This is a genomic window from Streptomyces sp. NPDC037126, from assembly GCF_055605965.1.
Genome location: NZ_JBVJTD010000003.1, coordinates 381415 through 398509 on the forward strand (window position 1 = coordinate 381415; position 17095 = coordinate 398509).

The 17095-nt window shown below is 71.9% G+C and carries 10 protein-coding genes and 1 tRNA gene; 2 read left to right on the forward strand and 9 right to left on the reverse strand.

All coding sequences use genetic code 11. The features are described 5' to 3' along the window. Positions 1-122: 122 nt before the first annotated feature. The gene (locus tag ACZ7FF_RS10385; RefSeq protein ID WP_470811098.1) at positions 123-662 is read left to right on the forward strand and encodes a hypothetical protein; all 540 of its coding nucleotides are present in this window, start codon (positions 123-125) and stop codon (positions 660-662) included. A gap of 409 nt (positions 663-1071) precedes the next feature. Continuing rightward, positions 1072-5355, forward strand: a complete 4284-nt coding sequence (locus ACZ7FF_RS10390; protein ID WP_470811100.1) for an nSTAND1 domain-containing NTPase — start codon at positions 1072-1074, stop codon at positions 5353-5355. A 147-nt stretch (positions 5356-5502) separates the two neighbouring features. Here the strand turns inward: ACZ7FF_RS10390 and ACZ7FF_RS10395 are convergent, their stop codons facing one another. From ACZ7FF_RS10395 to dnaN, 9 genes are all read right to left on the reverse strand, one after another. After that, positions 5503-6042 (reverse strand): MFS transporter, encoded by a 540-nt coding sequence (locus ACZ7FF_RS10395; RefSeq protein WP_470811101.1) that lies wholly within the window; start codon positions 6040-6042, stop codon positions 5503-5505. A 533-nt stretch (positions 6043-6575) separates the two neighbouring features. Beyond that, positions 6576-6652, reverse strand: a tRNA-Ile gene (locus tag ACZ7FF_RS10400). A gap of 111 nt (positions 6653-6763) precedes the next feature. Further along, positions 6764-7498 (reverse strand): DUF3566 domain-containing protein, encoded by a 735-nt coding sequence (locus ACZ7FF_RS10405; RefSeq protein ID WP_470811103.1) that lies wholly within the window; start codon positions 7496-7498, stop codon positions 6764-6766. Positions 7499-7516: 18 nt separating this feature from the next. Beyond that, on the reverse strand, positions 7517-10114 hold the full coding sequence (gyrA, locus tag ACZ7FF_RS10410; protein WP_470811105.1) for a DNA gyrase subunit A: 2598 nt from the start codon (positions 10112-10114) through the stop codon (positions 7517-7519). A 42-nt stretch (positions 10115-10156) separates the two neighbouring features. Next, positions 10157-12238, reverse strand: coding sequence for a DNA topoisomerase (ATP-hydrolyzing) subunit B (gene gyrB / locus ACZ7FF_RS10415; protein WP_470811107.1), 2082 nt, complete (start codon positions 12236-12238; stop codon positions 10157-10159). A gap of 352 nt (positions 12239-12590) precedes the next feature. After that, positions 12591-13130: a DciA family protein gene (locus ACZ7FF_RS10420; protein ID WP_470811108.1), complete on the reverse strand. Its 540-nt coding sequence runs from the start codon at positions 13128-13130 to the stop codon at positions 12591-12593. Next, positions 13127-14248 (reverse strand): DNA replication/repair protein RecF, encoded by a 1122-nt coding sequence (gene recF / locus ACZ7FF_RS10425; protein ID WP_470811110.1) that lies wholly within the window; start codon positions 14246-14248, stop codon positions 13127-13129. The genes ACZ7FF_RS10420 and recF overlap by 4 nt, the downstream gene beginning before the upstream one ends. A 79-nt stretch (positions 14249-14327) precedes the next feature. Beyond that, positions 14328-15206 carry a phosphogluconate dehydrogenase (NAD(+)-dependent, decarboxylating) gene (gene gnd, locus ACZ7FF_RS10430; protein WP_470811111.1) on the reverse strand — a complete coding sequence of 293 codons (879 nt, stop codon included), beginning with the start codon at positions 15204-15206 and terminating at the stop codon, positions 14328-14330. 237 nt (positions 15207-15443) lie between these two features. After that, positions 15444-16574: a DNA polymerase III subunit beta gene (gene dnaN, locus ACZ7FF_RS10435; RefSeq protein ID WP_208033201.1), complete on the reverse strand. Its 1131-nt coding sequence runs from the start codon at positions 16572-16574 to the stop codon at positions 15444-15446. Positions 16575-17095: the final 521 nt, after the last annotated feature.

Consider the following 17095-nt stretch of genomic DNA (forward strand, 5'->3'; position numbering starts at 1 on the left):
CCTCTGCCCGCCGCCCGGTTCCCCGCGCCTGCTTCTGGTCTGTTCGAGGCCGGCGTGGCACCCTGCCCGCGCCCGGACCCGGGCGGGCCGGACGTCCGGGCGGCGGGCAGAGGAGGCCGAGGATGAGCGAACAGCGGGAGACGGCGGCCGCGTCCGAGGGGCGGCGGGAGACGGCGGCCGAGGGCACCGGGGAGCGGGAGGCGCTGCGCGGGCGGCACGGGCGCCGGGCGCGCAGCGCCTACGAGCGGGCCGTCGCCGCGTGCCGCTACGCCGGTGTCGGCGAGGACGCGGCCGAGATCGTGCCGAAGGACCCGGTCGGCAGGGCCGCGAGTGCGCTGCGACTGTCGGCCGGGTCCCTCGCCGCCCTGGCCGGGAGTGCCCCGGACCCCGCGGCGGACGCCCGCTGCGCCCGCAACACCGCGGCCACCGCAGCCCTGGCGGCCCAGCTGGCCGCGGCACGGCACGCCGGAGAGGCCGGCGCGGCGGCCCTGCGCGCGGCCCTGGCGGCCTCCCGGGCGGCGGCCGCCGCGGCCGGGGGCAGCGCGCGGGGGCGGGACGCGTCCCTGAACGACGCCGCCGAACGGGCCGAGCGCGGGGCGGTCGCCGCGGCCCGCGCGGCGGGCTGGCTGGACGTGGACGCGGTGGCCCCTGGATCCCGGTGAGTGTCCGCTGCCCGTCCGGCACCGGTCCCTCCCCTCGTGGGGACCGGTGCCGGACGGTGCAGGGGTGTCGGCCCGTGCCTCGTCGGCGTACCGGCGCGGGCCGAAGCGGGGAGCGGAGAGGGGGGCGCGGACTCACCTGACGGCGTGGTCGCCGTTCGCCGCATCCGACACATTCGACAGAGGTTGACCGAAACCGTTCGACGCCATGGGGTGTCTCTCCGAGCGCTGGGCCTTTGGCCTGTCCGGACGGTGTGTGACGCTTCCGCCACCGGGGTTGCGATCCTGCCACCTGTCGCCCCCGCCGAGGAGATTCCGGTCTCCGGTCCAGGCCTTATCCGCAGGTCAGGCGTATAAGGTGAGTTTTCCGGTCCGGACGTCCAGATGCGGGGGGAAGTAAAGGGGTGGGACCTTGGGTTCCGACTCAGGGACACGCACAGCTTTCGCCGAGCGCCTCGCGCTGCTCTACAAGGAAGCCGGGAACCCGCCCCTCAAGAGCGTCGCGGAGGCCGTCGTACGCCTCCAGCGGGTGGACGAGCGCGGCCGGCCGGTACGGGTGTCGGCGCAGCGGATCAGCGACTGGCGCCGGGCCAAGAACGTGCCCGCCCAGTTCACCGCGCTCGCGGCGGTCCTGCAGATCCTGATCCCCGAGGCGCGGCGCGCACGGCCCGCGCCCGTCTCCACGGGCCTGTACGACCTCGCCCACTGGCAGCGGCTGTGGGAGCGTGCGCTGGCCGACCCGGTCGGCGACCGGCCCCCGCCGCCCGCCGAGGAGGACCGGCGGCCACCGGCCCAGGCCCCGCCCGTCGCCGGCGGTGTGTGCCCCTACCGGGGGCTGGCGCCGTACCGGCAGGAGGACGCGCGCTGGTTCTTCGGCCGGGAGCGGAGCACGAGTGCGCTGATCGGCCAGCTCCGCGCCGCGGAGCGCACCGGCGGCCTGGTGATGCTGGTCGGCGCCTCCGGAGCGGGCAAGTCGTCCCTCCTGAACGCCGGCCTGGTCCCCGCGGTCTGCGGCGGCGCCCTGCTCGAGGACCGGCCGGGCGCGACGGCCGACGGGCTGCCCCCGGCCGGCAGGACCGAGGGGACGCCGCTGCCGCACGCGGCCGACGGCACGCACCTGTCCCCGAAGACCGTCGGGATCTCGCCGCCCGCCGTCCCGGCGGCCCACCGGCCCGACGGAAAGCACCCGGCCCCGAGGGCCGACCGACCGGGCCCGCCGTCCAGGACCGACCGGCCGGGCCCGCCCCCGAAGACCGTCGCGGTCCCCCGGTCCCAGAAGGACGAACCCTGTCCCACGCCCGTCCTCCAGTTCGTCCCCGGCGCCGATCCGCTGGCCGAACTGGTCCGCCGCGTCCCCGACCTCGCCGCCGTCGCGGCCGACGCGCGCGAGGCCGAGCAGGAGGCGGCGCGGAACCCGGCCGCCCCCGGCGGCGACGCCCCGCACATCGCCCGGGCCGCGCGGGAGGCCGTCACGGCGTGGGCCCGCCGCGAGGCGCCCACGCGCCCCCGGCCGGTCCTGATCGTGGACCAGTTCGAGGAGGCGTTCACCCTCTGCGCCGACGAGGTGGACCGGCGCACCTTCATCCAGCTCCTGCACGCCTGCTGCACCCCGCCCGCCGGCCCGGCCGGGCCCGCCCCCGTCCTGGTCGTCCTCGGCGTCCGCGCCGACTTCTACGAGCAGTGCCTGCGCTACCCCGAGCTGGCCGACGCGCTCCAGCACCGGCACATGGTGCTCGGCCCGCTGACCAGCGGCGAGCTGCGCGAGGCGGTGACCGGCCCCGCCAGGGCGGTGGGGCTGGAGCTGGAGCCCGGGCTCGGCGAGCTGATCGTGCGCGAGGTGAGTGCCGACGGCCCGCGCGGGGCGCACGACGCGGGCGTGCTCCCTCTCCTCTCGCACGCCCTGCTCGCCACCTGGCAGCGCCGGAAAGCCGGCCGGCTGACGCTGGCCGGCTACCGCGCGGCGGGCGGGATCCAGGGCGCGGTCGCGGCGACCGCCGAGCGCGCCTGGTCCGGCCTGGACCCCGCCGCCCGTACCGCGGCCCGGCTGCTCCTGCTGCGGCTGGTGCGGCTCGGCGAGGACACGGTGGCCACCCGCCGGCGGGGCACCCGGCGGCAGCTGGCGCAGGAGTCGGCGGACCCCGGCAAGACGGAGGAGTCCCTCGAGGCGCTGGTACGGGCCCGGCTGGTGACGCTGGACGCGGACACCGTGGAGATCACCCACGAGGCGCTGCTGCACGCCTGGCCCCGGCTGCGGCACTGGATCGACGACAACCGCAACGACCACCTGCTGCGCCAGCGCCTGGAGGAGGACGGCCGGGCCTGGGAGGACTCGGAGCGGGACAGCTCGCTGCTGTACCGGGGTTCCCGGCTGGAGCAGGCCCGCAGCTGGGCGCGGTCGGCGGGGGACACCTTCCTGACCCGCAGCGCGGTGGAGTTCCTGGCGGCCTCGGTCCGGCTGCGCAAGCGCACGGTGTGGATCAGCCGGGCGGCGGTGGCCGCCCTGGTCGTGCTCGCCCTTCTCGCGGGCGGCTCGGCGGTGATCGCCTGGCAGCAGCGGGACGACGCCGTGTTCGAACAGGTGCTCGCCGAGGCGGACCGGGTGCAGCGCACGGACCCCTCGCTGGCCGCCCAGCTCGACCTGGTGGCCCACCATCTGCGCCCCGACGACGAGGGCACCTACAGCCGCCTGATCTCGATAGTGAACGCGCCGCTGGCCACCCCGCTGTCCGGTCACACGGGCGCCGTCTACCTCACCTCGTTCAGCCCCGACGGCCGCACCCTGGCCACGGCCAGCTACGACCGGACCGTCCGGCTGTGGAACGTCGGCGACCCGACCCGGCCCCGCCCCCTCGGCGGCCCCCTCACCGGTCACACCAGCTGGGTGAGCAGCGCGGTCTTCAGCCCGGACGGCCGCACCCTCGCCAGCGCGGGCGACGACGGCACGATCCGGCTGTGGGACGTGCGCGACCCCGCGCACCCCTCCCCGCTCGGCGCGCCCCTGACCGGGCACACCGGCACCATCTACCTGGTCGCCTTCAGCCCCGACGGGCGCACCCTGGCCTCCGCCGGCGAGGACAGCACGGTACGGCTCTGGGACGTGGCCGACCCGCACCGGCCCAGGCCGCTGGCCACACTGCGCGGGCACACCGCGGCGGTGCGCAGCGTGGCCTTCAGCCCCGACGGCCGCACCCTCGCGGCGGGCGGCGACGACGACACGATCCGGCTGTGGCACGTGGCCGACCCGCGCCGTCCCGAACCGGTCGGGACCGTGCTGCGGGGCCACACGGACATCGTGCACTCGGTGGCCTTCAGCCCCGACGGGCGCACCCTGGCCAGCGGCAGCGCGGACGACACCATCCGGCTGTGGGACGTGCGCGACCCGGCGCACCCCGGCGCGCTCGGCGCCCCCCTGACCGGGCACACCGGCCCGATCTGGTCCGTGGCGTTCAGCCCGGACGGCGGCCGGCTCGCCGCCGCGAGCGCGGACAGCACGGCGAGCCTGTGGAACGTCAGCGATCCCGCGTCCCCCTCGCAGGTCGGCGAGCCGCTCGCGGGCAGCAGCGGGGAGATGTACGCCCTCGGCTTCAGCCCCGACGGGCGGACCCTCGCCACCGGCAGCGGCGACAGCAAGGTGCGCCTGTGGTCGGTCCCCACCTCGGACATGATCGGCCGCGACGGCGCCTTCCGCCCGGACGGGCGGATCCTGGCCACGGCCGCGCGTGACGGCAGGCTGCGGCTGTGGAACGTGGCGCGCCCCGGCCGGCCCGTGCCGCTGGGCGTGCCGTTCATGCGGGCCGACGACGGCCAGCGGTCGATGGTGTTCTCGCCCGACGGCCGCACCCTGGCCGTCCTGACGGGCAACCGCACGGTGTACCTGTGGAACGTCGCCGACCCCGCCCGTCCCGTACGGGAGGGGACGCCCCTCCCCCTGCGGACCCGCTTCATGGGCCCCAACGCGCTGGCCTACAGCCCGGACGGGCGCATTCTGGCCACCGCCGACGACGACCGCACCATCCGGCTGTGGAACGTCTCCGACCCCGCCCACCCGGCCCCGCTCGGCGCCCCGCTCACCGGCCACCGCGGCTATATCAACGCCCTCGCCTTCAGCCCGGACGGCCACACCCTGGCCAGCGGCAGCGCGGACAGCACCGTCCGGCTGTGGAACCTGGCCGACCCCGCCCGTCCGGCCCCGCTCGGCGCACCCCTCGCCGAGCACTCCGGGCCGGTCAACGCCCTCGCCTACAGCCCCGACGGCCACACCCTGGCCAGCGGCAGCGACGACGACACGGTCCGCCTGTGGAACGTCACCGACCCCGCCGCGGCGAACGCCCTGGGCGCCCCGCTCACCGGCCACACCGAGGCCGTCACCTCACTGACGTTCGGCGCGGGCGGTCGCACCCTGGCCAGCGGCGGCAACGACAACACGGTCCGCCTGTGGAACGTCTCGCGGCCCGACGCGGCGACCCCGATCGGCCAGTCGATGAGCCCCAACGCCAAGACGGGCAACTTCCTTTCCTTCAGCCCCGGCAGCCGGGTCCTCGGCGTCTCCAGCGGCACCGACACGGTCCGCCTGTGGAGCCTGGACGCGGACGCGGCAATCAGCCACATCTGCTCGGACACCCGGGGCGTGCTCACCCCCCAGAAGTGGCACGAGTACCTCCCGCGCCTCTCCTACGACCCGCCGTGCGGCCGATGATCGGCCAACCTGCCTGAATCCCGGCCGACTTGGCCCCACACAACCGACAACCTTGTTACCCTTGGCCATAGCCCGATCGCTGGTGCATCCCCCGTCGCCAGCGGTCGGGCCTTTTCCGTGCCCGGTACACCGGTGTACGACGGCCCGTCACCTGCCCTTTCTCCCCCCGCCGCTCCGCCCACGGGCCACCAGGCACGCGGGTACGGCCACGGCGGCGCCCGTGTACAGCAGCGCCGGACAGCCGAGGGCGTCCACGACCGGCCCGCCGACGGCGCCGGCCAGGGACAGGCCCACGAACAGCGCGCCGTTGTTCCAGGACAGCATGGCGGTCGCCCGCTCCGGGAACGAGTCGACCAGGTGGCGCTGGTGGGCGGGGAAGAAGGCGTAGGCCGCCAGCGCGAACAGCCCGAGGCCGGTGGCCAGCGCCCAGGTGACGGGGAAGACCAGCGCCACGGCCGCCTCCAGGGCCGCGGTCAGCGCCAGTGCCGTCCTGGTGACCCGGACCGCCCCGGCACGGTCGGCGATCCTGCCGCCCACCTGCCCGCCGACGACCGCGCCGACGCCGTAGACGACCAGCAGCCAGGTCACGGCACCCGCCCGGCCGTCGGAGTGCAGCGCGACGGCGAGGAAGGTGTAGAGGCTGTACACCGAGAAGGCCCACAGAGCGGTGACCGCGACGGCACCCACCGCGACCCCACCACCGGGCCGCGCCGTCGCGCCCGGCGACACGTCGGCCGGCGCCGCATCGGCCGGTGCCGCGTCAGCCGGTGATACGGCGTCCTGCGGTGTGACGGCCCATGACACGGAGGGTGAAGGCAGGGGCCGGGCGCGCCAGACGGTCGCGTGGGGGAAGGCCAGCGCCAGCGTCCCCACGGCCAGGATGAGGAAGGCCGCCTGCCAGCCCAGGTGCCTGCCCAGCAGCGCTCCCGCCGGGGCGCCCGCAAAAGGGTTCCGAGATCGGTCAGGGAGGGCGATGCGTCAGGGGTGTGGAGCACCCCGTTCCCGTGCTCGGCGGCGTGGTCCAGGAGGAACTGGTGACCCCGCGCCGGATCGCTGCCTGCCAGCGGGAAGTCCGCCAGGAAGTGTCTGTTGACGTGAGGGCGAGAGTGAACGGGAAGCGGTCGGCCTGTTCACCGAACTTCTGGAAGATCCACTCATCGGCTGAGGCCGGCCGTAGATGCCGAAGACCCCCAACCATGATCGGTTGGGGGTCTTCGTGCTGGTGGGGCTAACAGGATTTGAACCTGTGGCCTCATCCTTATCAGGGATGCGCTCTAACCAACTGAGCTATAGCCCCGCCGCGCTCTGCGGTGTGTGTCCCGCGCGCTGACTCCTGAAGATTAGCGCACGACCACGTCAGTCCCAAAATCGGTTGTCGGGGGACCATCAGGTCAGGGCGCCGCAGGCGTCACTCGTCCTCGGCGAGGGTCAGTTCGACGCCGCCCACGAAGCCCGCGGAGAGGTTGTAGATGAACGCGCCGAGCGTCGCGAGGGCCGTGGCGAGGACCACGTCGATGGCCGCGATGATCGTCGTGAACGTCAGCACGTGGGGGAGCGACAGGAACGCCTGGAGGTCGAAGCCGTTCGACTCGTTCGCGCCGGTCGCCTCGGAGATCGTGCCGCCGACCGTCGAGAACACGCCCATCGCGTCCATGACCATCCACAGCACCGCCGAGGCGACGATCGTGCAGATGCCGAGCGCGATGGAGAGCAGGAAGCTGACCTTCATCACCGACCACGGGTCGGCCTTGGCCACCCGCAGCCGGGCCTTGCGGGTCCGGGGCGCCGTTCGCACACCCGTGCGGGGCCGGCGTACGGCACCGGTGGGCGTCTGCGCCGGATAGGCCTGCGGCGGGTGGTACGGCCCGCCCTGCTGCTCCGGGCGCCGCTCACCGGGGAGCGGAGACGACGACTGCGCCTCGCCGGCCGCGGCCGGGCCTCGGGTGTCCGCCACAGTTCCCCCCTGGGATCCAGACGTGCCGGAGGGGTCCGACGTGGACGCCTTCACCGGCTTCAGGTTGGTCGTGTGCGGGTCGGTCGTACTGCCCGCACCCGACCCGTCCGCGGCGGAGCCACGGCCGCCGCCGTCCGATTCCGTACCCGTGGAGGTACCGGCCGATCCGGCGCCCGTGGCTCCGCTCACGATGACTCACTCCTCGTGCTACTCGGCCGAGGGCGCCTCACCCTCGTCCGTGCCGGTGGTCGCGGCACCCTCGGCGGTCTCGTCGACGGGCTCGTCGCCGTCGACCTCCTCCGCCTCGCGCCCCGCCTCGGCGTTACGTGCGATGCCGACCACGGCATCGCGCTTGCCCAGGTTGATCAGTTGGACGCCCATGGTGTCACGGCCCGTCTCCCTGACCTCGTTGACTCGCGTACGAATCACACCGCCGGACAGAGTGATGGCGAGGATCTCGTCGTTCTCCTCGACCACCAGCGCGCCGACGAGCGAGCCACGGTCCTCCACGATCTTGGCGGCCTTGATACCGAGGCCGCCGCGACCCTGGACGCGGTACTCGTCGACGGCGGTCCGCTTCGCGTACCCACCGTCCGTCGCAGTGAACACGAACGTACCGGGTCGAACAACATTCATCGAGAGAAGCTCGTCGCCCTCGCGGAAACTCATCCCCTTGACGCCGGAGGTGGCGCGGCCCATCGGGCGAAGGGAGTCGTCCGTGGCGGTGAACCGGATCGACTGTGCCTTCTTGCTGATCAGAAGCAGATCGTCGTCCGCCGAGACCAGTTCGGCACCGATCAGCTCGTCGTCCGAGCCGTCCTCCCGCTCGCGCAGATTGATCGCGATCACACCGCCGGAGCGAGGCGAATCGTAATCCTTCAGAGGCGTCTTCTTGACCAGACCCGACTTGGTGCCCAGCACCAGGTAGGGCGCCGCCTCGTAGTCGCGGATCGCGAGGATCTCGGCGATCGCCTCGTCCGGCTGGAAGGCGAGCAGGTTCGCCACGTGCTGGCCCCGCGCCTCCCGGCCGGCCTCGGGCAGTTCGTACGCCTTTGCCCGGTACACCCGGCCCTTGTTGGTGAAGAACAGCAGCCAGTGGTGCGTGGTGGAGACGAAGAAGTGGTCGACGATGTCGTCTTCCTTCAGCTTCGTGCCGCGCACGCCCTTGCCGCCGCGCTTCTGCGCCCGGTAGTCGTCCGTCTTCGTCCGCTTGACGTAGCCGCCGCGCGAGACGGTGACGACGATGTCCTCCTCGGCGATCAGGTCCTCGATGGACATGTCGCCCTCGTACGGGATCAGCTTGGTCTTGCGGTCGTCGCCGTACTTCTCGACGATCGCCGCCAGCTCCTCGCTGACGATCCCGCGCTGGCGGACCGGCGAGGCGAGGATCTGGTTGTACTCGTTGATCTTCGACTGGAGTTCGTCGTGCTCCTGGACGATCTTCTGCCGCTCCAGGGCCGCGAGGCGCCGCAGCTGCATCTCGAGGATCGCGTTGGCCTGGATCTCGTCGATCTCCAGGAGGCCCATCAGGCCGGTGCGCGCGACCTCGACCGTCTCGCTGCGCCGGATCAGCGCGATGACCTCGTCGATCGCGTCCAGGGCCTTCAGCAGGCCGCGCAGGATGTGCGCGCGCTCCTCGGCCTTGCGCAGCCGGAAGCGGGTCCGGCGCACGATGACCTCGATCTGGTGCGTCACCCAGTGGCGGATGAACGCGTCCAGGGACAGCGTGCGCGGCACGCCGTCGACCAGCGCCAGCATGTTGGCGCCGAAGTTCGTCTGCAGGTCGGTGTGCTTGTAGAGGTTGTTCAGCACCACCTTGGCGACCGCGTCCCGCTTGAGGACGATCACCAGGCGCTGGCCGGTGCGCGACGAGGTCTCGTCACGGACGTCCGCGATGCCGCCGATCTTGCCGTCCTTCACCAGGTCGGCGATCTTCTGCGCCAGGTTGTCGGGGTTCACCTGGTACGGCAGCTCGGTCACCACCAGGCACTGGCGGCCCTGGATCTCCTCGACCTCGACCACCGCGCGCATCGTGATGGAGCCGCGGCCGGTGCGGTACGCCTCCTCGATGCCCTTGCGGCCCACCACGAGGGCGCCGGTCGGGAAGTCCGGGCCCTTGATGCGCTCCATGAGCGCGTCGAGCAGCTCCTCGTGCGAGACCTCGGGGTTCTCCAGGTACCACTGGGCGCCGGCCGCGACCTCGCGCAGGTTGTGCGGCGGGATGTTGGTCGCCATGCCGACCGCGATACCGGCCGAGCCGTTGATCAGCAGGTTCGGGAAGCGGGCCGGCAGGACCGTCGGCTCCTGGGAGCGGCCGTCGTAGTTGTCCGTGAAGTCGACGGTCTCCTCGTCGATGTCGCGGACCATCTCCATCGACAGCGGCGCCATCTTGCACTCGGTGTACCGCATGGCGGCCGCCGGGTCGTTGCCCGGGGAGCCGAAGTTGCCGTTGGAGTCCACCAGCGGCATCCGCATCGACCACGGCTGCGCGAGGCGCACCAGGGCGTCGTAGATCGAGGAGTCGCCGTGCGGGTGGTAGTTGCCCATGACGTCGCCGACGACGCGGGCGCACTTGTAGAAGCCGCGCTCGGGGCGGTAGCCGCCGTCGTACATCGCGTACAGCACACGGCGGTGGACGGGCTTGAGGCCGTCCCGGACGTCGGGCAGCGCACGGGACACGATGACGGACATCGCGTAGTCCAGGTACGAGCGCTGCATCTCCGTCTCGAGCCCGACGGGCTCGACGCGCATCGCGAGCTCGCCGCCCTCGGTCTCAGGGTTCTGCGGAGTGTTCTCGTCGGCCATTGCTGGTGAAGATCCTTCCTGGTGCGGTCAGCTGAGACCGACTCAGATGTCGAGGAAGCGGACGTCCTTGGCGTTGCGCTGGATGAACGCGCGGCGGGCCTCGACGTCCTCACCCATGAGGACCGAGAACAGGTCGTCGGCCTGGGCGGCGTCGTCGAGCGTGACCTGGCCGAGGACCCGGTGCTCCTGGTCCATGGTGGTCACCCGCAGCTCCTCGGCGTTCATCTCGCCGAGGCCCTTGAAGCGCTGGATGGAGTCCTCGCGGACGCGCTTGCCGCGCTGGCGCCCCATCTCGATCAGCGCGTCGCGCTCGCGGTCCGAGTACGCGTACTCGATGTCGTCCCGGCCCCACTTGATCTTGTACAGCGGCGGACGCGACAGGTACACGTGCCCGGCCTCGACCAGCGGCCGCATGAAGCGGAACAGGAAGGTCAGCAGCAGGGTGCTGATGTGCTGACCGTCGACGTCGGCGTCCGCCATCAGGATGATCTTGTGATACCGGAGCTTCTCGATGTCGAAGTCCTCGTGCACACCGGTGCCGAAGGCGGAGATCAGCGCCTGGATCTCCTGGTTCTGCAGGATCTTGTCGATCCGGGCCTTCTCCACGTTGAGGATCTTGCCGCGGATCGGGAGGATCGCCTGGTACTGCGGGTTGCGGCCGGACTTGGCCGAACCGCCGGCGGAGTCACCCTCGACGATGAAGATCTCGCACTTGGTGGGGTCGTTCGACTGGCAGTCGGACAGCTTGCCCGGCAGCGACGCCGACTCCAGCAGGCCCTTGCGCCGGGTCAGGTCACGGGCCTTGCGGGCCGCCACGCGCGCGGTGGCCGCCTGGATGCCCTTGCGGATGATGTCCGCCGCCTCGACCGGGTTGCGGTCCAGCCAGTCGTTGAGGTGCTCGTAGACCGCCCGCTGCACGAAGGTCTTGGCCTCCGTGTTGCCCAGCTTGGTCTTGGTCTGGCCCTCGAACTGCGGCTCGCTCAGCTTGACCGAGATGATCGCGGTCAGACCCTCACGGATGTCGTCACCGGTGAGGTTGTCGTCCTTCTCGCGCAGCAGCTTCTTGTCGCGGGCGTACTTGTTGATCAGCGAGGTCAGCGCGGCGCGGAAGCCCTCCTCGTGGGTACCGCCCTCGTGCGTGTGGATGATGTTCGCGAAGGAGTACACGCCCTCGCTGTAGCCGCTGTTCCACTGCATCGCGACCTCGAGGGACAGGCTCTTGTCCTTGTCCTCCGCCTCCAGGTCGATGATCGTGGGGTGGACCGTCTCCCCCTTGCGGGAGTTGAGGTACTTCACGAAGTCGACGATGCCGCCCTCGTAGTAGTACGAGACGGCCTTGACCTCGGCCTTCTCGTCCGCGCCCGCCTCGTCCGCGCCACTGGTGGCCTTCGCCGACTCGCGCTCGTCGGTGAGCCTGATCGTCAGGCCCTTGTTGAGGAACGCCATCTCCTGGAAACGCCGGGACAGCGTCTCGAAGGAGTACTCGGTGGTCTCGAAGATGTCCGGGTCGGCCCAGAACGTGACCGAGGTGCCGGTCTCGTCCGTGGCCTCGTGCTGGGCCAGGGGGGCCGTCGGGACGCCGAGCTTGTACTCCTGCGTCCAGCGGTGGCCGTCGGTCCTGATCTCGACGGACACCTTGCTCGACAGGGCGTTCACGACGGAGACGCCGACGCCGTGCAGACCACCGGAGACCGCGTAGCCGCCGCCGCCGAACTTGCCGCCCGCGTGCAGCACGGTCAGCACGACCTCGACGGCCGGCTTGCCCTCGGAGGCCACGATGCCCACCGGGATGCCGCGGCCGTTGTCGACGACCCGGACGCCGCCGTCGGGGAGGATCGTCACGTCGATGGTGTCCGCGTAGCCGGCCAGCGCCTCGTCGACCGAGTTGTCGACGACCTCGTACACCAGGTGGTGCAGACCGCGCTCGCCCGTGGAGCCGATGTACATGCCGGGCCGCTTGCGGACCGCGTCCAGCCCTTCGAGCACGGTGATGGCGCTGGCGTCGTAGGAGGCAGAGGCAGCCACGGTCTCTGCGGCCTCGCCGTTCACGCCGGCGTCGGTGGACGGGATGTTCTCGTTGGGGTTGCCGGAATCGGCCACGAAGCGCCCTTTCTGGCACAGCACGAGCCGGGCTCGTCGGCGTTTGCCGGAGCGGCTGCGGCATGTAGCGGTGGTAAGCCTTGAATCAGCGTTGCTCAGCTTTTCCCGGGCGGTCCCCACGTTGGGGCGGGATTGTCTCCCAGTCTACCGGTAGCGCTGACATCGATGGGGGTTTGCCGGTACCTGAGTCCCCATGTGCCGCCCTGAACCGGTCTCGGCCGGGTCCCGATATGCGGATGGGGGCTCCAAGCGGCTCACAGCGGCACTCAGCGCTTCGGGCCGTCAACCCTTGGCTACTCCAGGGTCAGAACACGGGACACACGCGTGCACAGGAGTACGCCGGGCCCCGGAGACCGCCCTCGTGACGTGATGTACGTCACCCGTAGGTATCGCCGGGGCCGGTGCTCCCGGGAGCCCGCAGCGGGCCGTACCTGCGCGCCTGACCGCCGGGGCCCTGCACCTTGATCAGCCGGACCGAGCCGTGGCCGAGGTCCTCGTTGAGCCGGGCGACCAGCGCGGGGGCCAGCAGGCGCAGCTGGGTCGCCCAGGCCGTCGAGTCGCAGCCGACGGTCAGCACCCGCTCGTCCTCGTCGTACCGCTGCGGCACGCAGTGCTTGGCCAGGTCCTCGCCGACGATCTGCGGCCAGCGGCCCATCACCCCGCCCACCGCGGCCGGGGTCTCCCAGCCGCGCTCGGTGATCAGGCGGTTGATCGCCGCGCCCAGCGCCATCGGATCACGGCCGTCGGCGCGCGCCCCGGAGCGCAGGCCACCGCCCCGCCGCGCCTGCTTCTTCTGCCGCGCCGCCTCCCCGCGCGCGCGGGCCTGCTCCTTCGCCGCGCGCAGCGCCACGCGCGCGAGGTCGACTCCGGAGGGCTCCTGCGGGCTCTTGCCCGGGGTGGGTTCGTCGGTGCTCATACGCGCTCCACCGTCCCGCCGGACACGGCGTACCGCGCCCCGGCCAGTACGTGCGGTACGTCGTCGTCCACGGCGGCGGTGACCAGCACCTGCTCGCCGGGTGCGACCAGCTCGGCCAGCCGCTCGCGGCGGCGGGCGTCCAGCTCGGCGAAGACGTCGTCCAGGACCAGCACCGGCTCGTTGCCCTCGGCGCGCAGCAGGTCGTAGGAGGCCAGGCGCAGCGCGAGCGCGTAGGACCAGGACTCGCCGTGCGAGGCGTACCCCTTGGCGGGCAGCTGCCCGAGCTTGAGGACCAGGTCGTCGCGGTGCGGGCCCACGAGGGTGACGCCCCGCTCGATCTCCTGCTTGCGTGCCTCGGCGAGCGCCTCCGTCAGCTGGGCGTAGAGGTCCTCGCGGGTGTGGGCCTCGCCGGGCGCGGACGGCTTGTAGTCCAGCGCCACCGGACCGCCGCCCGGGGCCAGCTGCTCGTACGCCTTGTCGGCCAGCGGCCGCAGCGCCGCGATCAGGTCCAGGCGCTGGGCCAGCAGCTCGGCACCGGCGCGCGCCAGGTGCTGGTCCCACACGTCGAGCGTGGACAGGTCCATCGACCGCCCGCCGTGCCGCCGCGCCAGCGCCGCGGTCTTCAGCAGGGTGTTGCGCTGCTTGAGCACCCGCTCGTAGTCCGACCGCACACCGGCCATGCGCGGAGAGCGCGCGGTGATCAGCTCGTCCAGGAACCCGCGCCGCTCACCGGGGTCGCCCTTCACCAGCGCGAGGTCCTCGGGCGCGAACAGCACGGTCCGTACGATCCCCAGCACGTCCCGGGGTCTGACCTGCGAGGACCGGTTGATCCGGGCCCGGTTGGCCCGGCCGGGGTTCAGCTCCAGCTCGACCAGCTGCTGCCGCTCGCCCTGCCGGACCTGCGCCCGGACGACCGCCCGCTCGGCCCCCATGCGGACCAGGGGGGCGTCCGAGGCGACCCGGTGGCTGCCGAGGGTCGCGAGATACCCGACCGCCTCGACGAGATTGGTCTTCCCCTGCCCGTTGGGGCCGACGAAGGCGGTGACGCCCGGGTCGAGCGGGACCTCGGCCCGGGCGTACGAGCGGAAGTCGGCCAGCGAAAGATGCGTGACGTGCATGGTCGTTCGCCGACCTCCCCCAGGGGTTGTGGACCGCCGGGGCGATCCTGTGGACAAGTTCCGGGCTCCGCCCGGCCGGCTAAGCCTTCTTCTCGACGGCGTGACCGCCGAACTGGTTGCGCAGCGCGGCGATCATCTTCATCTGCGGCGAGTCCTCCTGGCGGGAGGCGAACCGCGCGAACAGCGACGCGGTGATCGCCGGCAGCGGCACCGCGTTGTCGATCGCGGCTTCCACAGTCCAGCGTCCCTCACCGGAGTCCTGTGCATAACCGCGCAGGCCCGCCAGGTGCTCGTCGTCGTCGAGGGCGTTGACCGCCAGGTCGAGCAGCCAGGAGCGGATGACGGTGCCTTCCTGCCAGGAGCGGAAGACCTCGCGGACGTTCTCCACGGAGTCGACCTTCTCCAGCAGCTCCCAGCCCTCGGCGTAGGCCTGCATCATCGCGTACTCGATGCCGTTGTGGACCATCTTCGCGAAGTGGCCCGCGCCGACCTTGCCGGCGTGCACCGCGCCGAAGTCGCCCTCCGGCTTGAGCGCGTCGAAGACCGGCTGCACCCGGGCGACGTTCCCGGCGTCGCCGCCGTACATCAGCGCGTACCCGTTCTCCAGGCCCCAGACGCCGCCGGAGACACCGCAGTCGACGAAACCTATGCCCTTGGCCGCCAGCTCCTCGGCGTGCTTCTCGTCGTCCGTCCAGCGGGAGTTGCCGCCGTCCACGACCACGTCGCCCGGCTCCAGCAGTTCGCCCAGCTCGTCGATGGTCGACTGGGTGGGCGCACCGGCCGGGACCATCACCCAGACCACGCGCGGGGCGCTGAGCTTGCCCACAAGCTCTTCCAGGCTGTGGACGTCCGCGAGGTCCGGGTTGCGGTCGTATCCGACGACGGTGTGGCCCGCGCGGCGGATCCGCTCGCGCATGTTGCCGCCCATCTTGCCGAGGCCGACGAGACCGAGCTCCATCAGTGATGTTCCTTAAAGGTCGCTGTGTGGCGTGAGAGGCACCTGGGTGCCCAGGCGAGCCTAGACCCGCCCCCGCACGCACAGTTGTGGGCATACGCGCTCATGCGTAACCCCTGCGACCTGGGCTTTCTCCCTCCGCCAGGGCGGAGGGCGAACCCTCGGCCGTCCACAGCTGTGGACAGTGGTTCCGGGACCCGGCGCCGGCACCCACAGGGGGCACCGGCGCTGTGGACGACGTCAGCCGCTGAGCCGCACCGGCATGATCAGGTACTTGTAGGCGTCGTCCGCCTCCGCGTCCAGCGCCGGCTTGCCGCTCAGCAGCGCCGGCTTCGTGGAGGTGGTGAACGACAGCTGGGCCACCGGGGAGTCGATCGCGCTCAGACCGTCCAGCAGGAACGTCGGGTTGAAGGCGATCGAGATGTCGTCGCCCTCCAGCTGCGCGTCGACCCTTTCCACAGCCTGTGCGTCGTCGCTCGAACCGGCCTCGAGGATGAGCACGCCCTGCTCGAAGCTCAGCCGCACCGGGGTGTTCCGCTCGGCGACCAGGGCCACACGCTTGACCGCCTCCACGAAGGGCGCGGTCTCGATCACGGCGACGGAGTTGAACTCGGTCGGGAACAGCGTCCGGTACTTCGGCAGGTCGCCTTCCAGCAGCCGCGTGGTCGTACGGCGCCCGGCGCCCTCGAAACCGATCAGGCCCTCACCGGCACCGGAGCCGGACAGCGCCAGCGTGACGCTGTCACCGGCACCCAGCGACTTGGCGGTGTCCAGCAGCGTCTTCGCCGGGACCAGGGCGACCGCGGACGCGTCCGGGTTCTCCGGCTTCCACAGGAACTCGCGGACCGCGAAGCGGTAGCGGTCGGTGGACGCCAGCGTGACGGTGTCGCCCTCGATCTCGATGCGCACACCGGTGAGGACGGGCAGCGTGTCGTCACGGCCGGCGGCGATGGCCACCTGGGACACGGCGGCCGCGAACACCTCGCCGGGGACGGTGCCGGTCGCGTTCGGCATCTGGGGCAGCGCCGGGTACTCCTCCACAGGCAGGGTGTGGAGTGTGAACCGCGAGGAGCCGCAGACCACGGTCGCCCGTACACCGTCTGTGGAAATCTCCACCGGCCGGTTGGGGAGGGCGCGGGAGATGTCGGCGAGCAGGCGGCCGGAGACCAGGACGGTCCCCTCCTCCTCGACCTCGGCCTCGACGTTCACGCGAGCGGAGACCTCGTAGTCGAAGCTCGACAGGCTCAGCTGGCCGTCCTCGGCCTTCAGCAGCAGGCCGGCGAGGACAGGCGCCGGCGGACGGGCCGGGAGGCTGCGTGCCGCCCAGGCCACTGCCTCCGCGAGTACGTCGCGTTCCACCCGGATCTTCACCGTAAGCCGCCTCCTGCTGTTGCTACTGAGTCCTCCGACTCGATGTCACCGCCCACTGCGAAGGGCAGGACACCGGGGACCAGTCTGACGCACCGCACTGACAGTAGGTGCCCGTCGGGGTCAAGTCGGTCCGGGAGGCAGCCGGACGCGAAACCGCGAGTTGTGCACAGCCCCCGCTTCAAAGTGATTCCCGGACTCTCTCTAGTCGGGAGTAGTAGTAGGGGCTGTGGATACCGTGGATAACCACGTTTTCCCAGCTCAGCGCAGGAATTTTGTCCACCGGCCCTGTGGGTGGAGGCGGTGGACAACCCGGGCTCTCTGTGGAGAACGGAAAGTTCTGCACACCTCGCCCACAGCCCGAGGGTAGTTCTCCCCAGCTGTGTCCCCAGGAATACCCAGGTTTCCCACACCCCAACCCGGCACCTTCGTGTGACGGCTTTCACTCGACGCGGTGATCGGGTGCGTCGGGTTGCCGAACAGTGGACAGCCATGTGGAGAAGCCGGCCATCGCTGGGGACAAC